Annotated in this window: 3 protein-coding genes and 1 pseudogene; 2 read left to right on the top strand and 2 right to left on the bottom strand. The window is 53.7% G+C overall.

Annotated features, from left to right (window positions below; translation table 11 throughout):
- The first annotated feature begins 887 nt into the window (after positions 1–887).
- A pseudogene (locus ACZYSM_RS28800) lies at positions 888–1,955 on the top strand (IS630 family transposase).
- 202 nt (positions 1,956–2,157) lie between these two features.
- Here the strand turns inward: ACZYSM_RS28800 and ACZYSM_RS28805 are convergent.
- Together ACZYSM_RS28805 and ACZYSM_RS28810 are read right to left on the bottom strand one after the other, a co-directional pair.
- On the bottom strand, positions 2,158–2,832 hold the full coding sequence (locus ACZYSM_RS28805) for a DUF3313 domain-containing protein (RefSeq protein ID WP_489077011.1): 675 nt from the start codon (positions 2,830–2,832) through the stop codon (positions 2,158–2,160).
- A gap of 903 nt (positions 2,833–3,735) precedes the next feature.
- Positions 3,736–4,086 (bottom strand): hypothetical protein, encoded by a 351-nt coding sequence (locus ACZYSM_RS28810; protein WP_489077027.1) that lies wholly within the window; start codon positions 4,084–4,086, stop codon positions 3,736–3,738.
- Between the two features lie 219 nt (positions 4,087–4,305).
- Between ACZYSM_RS28810 and ACZYSM_RS28815 the strand changes: the two genes are divergently transcribed.
- Positions 4,306–5,453: autotransporter-associated beta strand repeat-containing protein (locus ACZYSM_RS28815; protein ID WP_489077029.1), on the top strand; the 1,148-nt coding region annotated here is incomplete at its 3' end.

Below are 5,453 nucleotides of genomic sequence, written 5' to 3' on the forward strand. Positions count from 1 at the left end.
CCGGTGTATTCGAGTTCGGAGAAGGTCTTCTGCACGCGCGTAACGCTCACGGAGAGGGTGGTTGGTTGAAGGTACTCAGTGTGCCAAGGGTGGGGACGGTTGGCTATTTTTGCAGCGTCTCCCTAAGTATTTTTCCAGTGATATAAAGGCGGCGACTATCAACATGCAGGGCAGGCCAGACCATAATGGATCGTGCGAAACGTATGGCTTGGACCCAATGAGAAAGACCGCCAAAAGTGTGCCGGTCAATGCTGCGCTAAACGGGGTTTTACTTAAATATCCTCGGTCGTAAGCGATAGCTAATCCAACTCCCAAAAGGAATTCATATACAGCACCTCTACCATAAAACTCGAATGCGCCTCCCAGGTGAGGGACTGCAGACTGGAGCAAAACCACACCGCTAATTATGGATGGGACCAAAAACATTCTTGGTAGGAATAATGAAATAAAAAATATCAAGTAAAATGCCATTTCAAAATTAAGTGTCCTTCCAACGGTAAGAAGTGGGAGGAGGCCCATGCCAGAAGGGTTTTGTGTTGGAATGAATAGCATGCTTTTTATGGTGAGGAGTGTTTCATATTTTGCAAAAAACAAAACACTTGGAAAATAAATTATGACTACCGCAGATATGGCAGTGAATAGCCAGTAGGTTGGTGCAATTCTGGCAATTCTGGCAATTCTCTGAATCGCAAATTCGATAGGTGTTGGACTATTTTTTGTGGCGGATGTATAAATTACAAATCCGCTTATAATGAAAAATATATCAACACCAATAGCGCCGTAATGTGATAAAAATCTGCCGGCAGCATTATCTAGTGTGCTGTCTCTGAAATAAGTTTCTAGCCTGAGCTATGCTTCTGTGGTCAGTCAGTACCTGGAGTGATCACTTGAGTTCTCAGGACATCGTGCTCAGTGAAGACGAACACATTGAACTGAGTCGGCGCATAAGATCAGCCACGATCAGTCAGCGCGACGGTCGTCGGGCGCGGGTGATTTTGCTGGCGGCTCAAGGTTGTTCTCGTAACGAGATTGCCCAGTTGACCGGTCTCTCCGTTGTTTCAGTCACCCGCTGGTGCAAGCGTTTTCAAGAGCTGCGTCTACAAGGCCTGGTGGATCTGCCCGGGCGAGGTCGCAAGCCATCCTTGCCGGCCGAAGCGTTGAAACGAACCCTTGAGCAAGTCACTCAGCCGCGTATCGGTCAGCCTCGCTGGAGCTGTCGAAGCATGGCGCGAGTCGCCGGCATCTCACCGGCCAGCGTCCAGCGTATATGGGGCGCCAACGACATAAAACCGCACCTGACACGCATCTTCAAACTGTCCAACGATCCAAACTTCGAAGAGAAATTTTGGGACGTCATTGGGCTGTATCTGGATCCGCCGGATAAGGCTCTGGTGCTCTGTTGCGATGAAAAAAGCCAGGTTCAGGCCCTTGAGCGCACTCAGCCTGGACTGCCTTTGGGAATCGGGCATATCCGCACGCAATCGCACGATTATGTCCGCCATGGCACCGTCACTTTGTTCACTGCGCTGGATTATCTTCAGGGACGCTTGATCAGTTCCATCGAGCGCCAACACCGGCATCAGGAATGGCTGGAGTTTCTCAAAAAGATCAATCGCGAAACACCCAAGCCGCTCCAATTGCATCTGATCGTGGACAACTACGCCACGCACAAACACCCGAAAGTGAAGGCCTGACTTGAAAAGCACAAGCGCTTCCACATGCATTTCACCCCGACCTCGAGTTCGTGGATGAACATGGTTGAACGCTTCTTTCGCGATATCACGGTGTACCTGCGTGACGGCAGTTTCAGTTCGGTTCGCGAACTGGAAAGCTCGATCACCACGTTCCTGGCACTGCGAAATGCGCAGCCGACTCGCTACGACTGGAACGCCAAGGGGGAAGATATTTTGAACAAGATACCGCGAGCCCGTCAGGCAATGGCCTCACAGGCATGAGGAGCTTTATTTGTGAGACAGCACACTAGTGTACATCCTCAAGTTATTTGCGATGTACTGGGGGTATGCATTTTTTCCGAGAGGCATTGGCTAAGTGCACTGCGCTCAGTCGGACCTGACGACAAGATCTGGTCGGTGGCCGGTGTTCCCGGCAGCATCAGCGGTTCAGTCCTATTGACTGAACCGATGATGCGTTCTGCTGTTATTTGTAGAATAGTTGCATATCGTTGGTCATCTCTTTTATTGCTGCCTTGAAATCGTTGGCAGTAATCGGCTGGCTTGCATTTCTTATGTGCTCGCCCAGGAGCTTGCGCACGACTTTGGCCATCGTTTGGCCATTTCTGGCGTCGATCAGTTCGCCTTCGACGTACAGTTCGGTGTTTTGGTCGCGGTGACCGGTGGCCGCCTCAGTCGCGCCAATCGCGGCGGCGACTGGAAGTACCTCGTACCATTTCATGCCCTCATTAGAGGCTGTGACTCCGGTAATCGCGGCGCGTAAGACAAGGGTCTGCGAAGTGGCGACGGTGGGTTGGAAGATCGGTACTACGCGGTACTTCTGGCTCAGCACGCTCTTGGCATTGTCGCTCATGTAGGTTTGCAACTGATCCAGCGTCTGACGGTTGACCCGCTCATTGGGCTGGGGGGCCGGGTACAGTTCCAGTTGCTTGAAGACTACGGTGGTGTAAGCGTTCGCGTTCCAGGACGGGGACACCCAACGCATGGCTTTCTCACCACTGGGGGTGGTGACTTCCTGCAGGTTGTTGTAGTCAGGTAGAAACCCTGAGTACTGCTCCTTCTGAGTGATTTTTGAGGTGCAACCGCCAAGCAGCAGGCTGGCCAGCGCCACGCCGACAAAAAGTGTTCTGGTTAAACTCATCTTTTTTACTCCGTTGGTAAAGTCATTCTATTTAGTTGCGGAGCGTGAGGGGCACCCCATTATGTGCAGGTCACGACTTGCTTAAAAGTCTCACTGCATTCTTGGTTAGTGTAAAGCCTGTTTTTAAAGGGGGGCCATGTATCGGGACGCCCCGATTGTAGAGGCATGCTGATCACGTTGCTGTTGCATGACGCGGGCTTTCGCGAGTTAGAGCCTTTTCACCTCTATATCTCTGAGGTTTTACTAGCTGCTCCGCACTTTCGGTAATTCGATTGTGAGACGCCTGGAGCAAATATATGAGACTCGGTGGAGAGTGCGTGTGGTCTTTGTTTGTGATGATTGCTGATAGCTGTGGTTTTTTTGAACTCTGAATGCGTGTTTGTTCGATCAGTCTTATCGTTTTTCGATTGGGGCTACTTGTCGTGCTCTGAGTTCGGTTTATCAAACTGGCGGTGGCGGTTGTATTAATCGCCAGTTCTGTTTCCTGTTTTTTCTGGACTTAATCTCATGAACTCTTCAAATAAATTTTTGGTTGGTACAGGCCGTGTCGAGAATGATTTCAAGCTGAAATCACTGACTCTGCGCCTACCGAGAATGTGGTTGCCGGCGCTAATGGTCGGCAGCGTTGTACTGCTCGGAAGTGGTTTTTTGACGCCGTCGGTGGCGATGGCCGATGGCGGGAACGGTTTTGGAGCGTATCCAAATAGGGGTGGAATGGGTGGTGTAGATGGGACAGACGATGAGGCGGTAGGGAAAGAACCCGTTAATTACCAACAAGGGATTGCGGGCGGCGGCGGCGGTGCGGTAAACACATCGACTGGGGCCGGCGCGCATGGTGGCGCTGCAGGCGGGGCTACTCTTGGCCGTCCAGGAGAAACCGGTGCGGCAGGGAGAGTCGTTTCATCAAGCCAAACCGTTAGCACTGCGATCATCGGCGACGCTGGTGCTGCAGGTCAGTCGGCAGACGCAACAGTCAGCGCTGGCGGCGGCGGTGGCGGTGGTGTTGGCCTTGCTGCAACAGCGGATGTCGATATTGCGGGTACAGGAAGTGTGATCGGAGGTCGCGGTGGCGTTGGCGGAGGTGGAGCTTCTGGCAATGCTGGAGGCGGCGGCGGCGGAAGTGGTGTTATCACGTCTGCCAGGATTACCGTCGCCAGCGGTGGCGTTATTCGGGGGGGGGAGGGCGGGGTTATAACTGGCAGTGGCGGCGGCGGTGGCGGTGGCATGGGGGTAATACTGTTGTCGGGAGGCCATCTAATCAACGGTGGCACGATTGTCGGAGGTGATGGAGGAGGGAGAGTAGCGCTCCATACTGGTAGGGGGGGGGATGGTGGGGCGGGTGTGCTTTTGACTGCAGGCGGACAGGTCGTAAACGCTGCTGGGGCTTCTATTACAGGGGGAGCAGGGGGGCCTGCCGCTAATGATCAATCTGGTCGGGGAGGGGTTGGCGTTAAAGGCGAAAATGTCTCTCTTGTGAATGCTGGCAGCATCACCGGCGGCATGCCAGGAGGTGTGACTGTCGATGGGTCGACCCAAGCCGCAGCGGTATATTTTACCGGCGGTATAAACTCACTTGAACTGCAGGCTGGATCGGTCATCAGCGGCAACGTGCTTGCGTTCAGTGAGGCCGACACCTTTAAACTGGGCGGGGATGCCAACTCAGCTTTTGATGTGTCCAGCATTGGCGGCGCCGCGCAATATCGTGGGTTTGGCAAGTTCGAAAAGACTGGCGACAGCACCTGGACGCTCACCGGCACGACCGGGGATGTCACCGCATGGACCTTGAGTCACGGAACCTTGTCGGTTTCCGATGATGCCAATCTTGGCGCCGTCGCAGGTGGATTGACGTTTGATGGCGGTACGCTCCAGGTGACAGGCACCCAGTACACGTCTAGCGCTCGTGCGATGACACTCGGCGAGCATGGCGGGGGCTTTGATATCGTCGATGCAAACAATGCATTCACGGTTTCTCAAGTGCTTTCCGGTCAGGGCGCGGTATGGAAGCGTGGTGATGGCACGTTGATTTTGTCCGGCGACAACAGTTTCAGCGGTGGCTTGACGGTTGAGAAAGGCATGGTGAAGGCGACGACTGTGACTGCGTTTGGCTCAGGCGTGGTGAATGTCGCTGCCGACGCCAAGGCCGATATGTCTGATTTGGATATGACTATTGGCGGTCTGAAGGGTGCCGGCGCTATTGCGATGGGACACGGTAATCTCACGTTGGATAGCGGTGTCGATAGCACATTTGCTGGGGTGATCGACGGTACGGGTGGTTTAACCAAGACTGGCGCGGGCACCCAAACACTTTCAGGCATCAATACCTATACCGGACTGACTACCGTGGCTGGAGGGACGCTAAGCCAAGGGGCGGCGGGTGCGTTCAATACCACATCGTCGGGCTATACGGTGGGCACCGACGGTACACTTGATCTCGGCGGTTTCAGTACAACAGTTGCTGCTCTTTCTAATAGCGGTAGCGTCACCTTCGGTGGTACCGGCGGTACGGTACTTAATGTCAAGGGCAATTACGCAGGCAGCGGGGGATTACTGGTCTTCAATTCCGTGCTCGGTGATGACGCATCGAACACCGATAAGCTGGTGGTCAACGGCGATACCTCAGG

The sequence above is a fragment of the Pseudomonas sp. F220 genome (assembly GCF_057813935.1).

Excerpts from the sequence above, each read along its gene's own strand:
- ACZYSM_RS28805 (WP_489077011.1), bottom strand. The coding sequence starts at position 2,832 with ATGAGTTTAACCAGAACACTTTTTGTCGGCGTGGCGCTGGCCAGCCTG.
- ACZYSM_RS28810 (WP_489077027.1), bottom strand. The coding sequence starts at position 4,086 with ATGGCCTCCCGACAACAGTATTACCCCCATGCCACCGCCACCGCCGCC.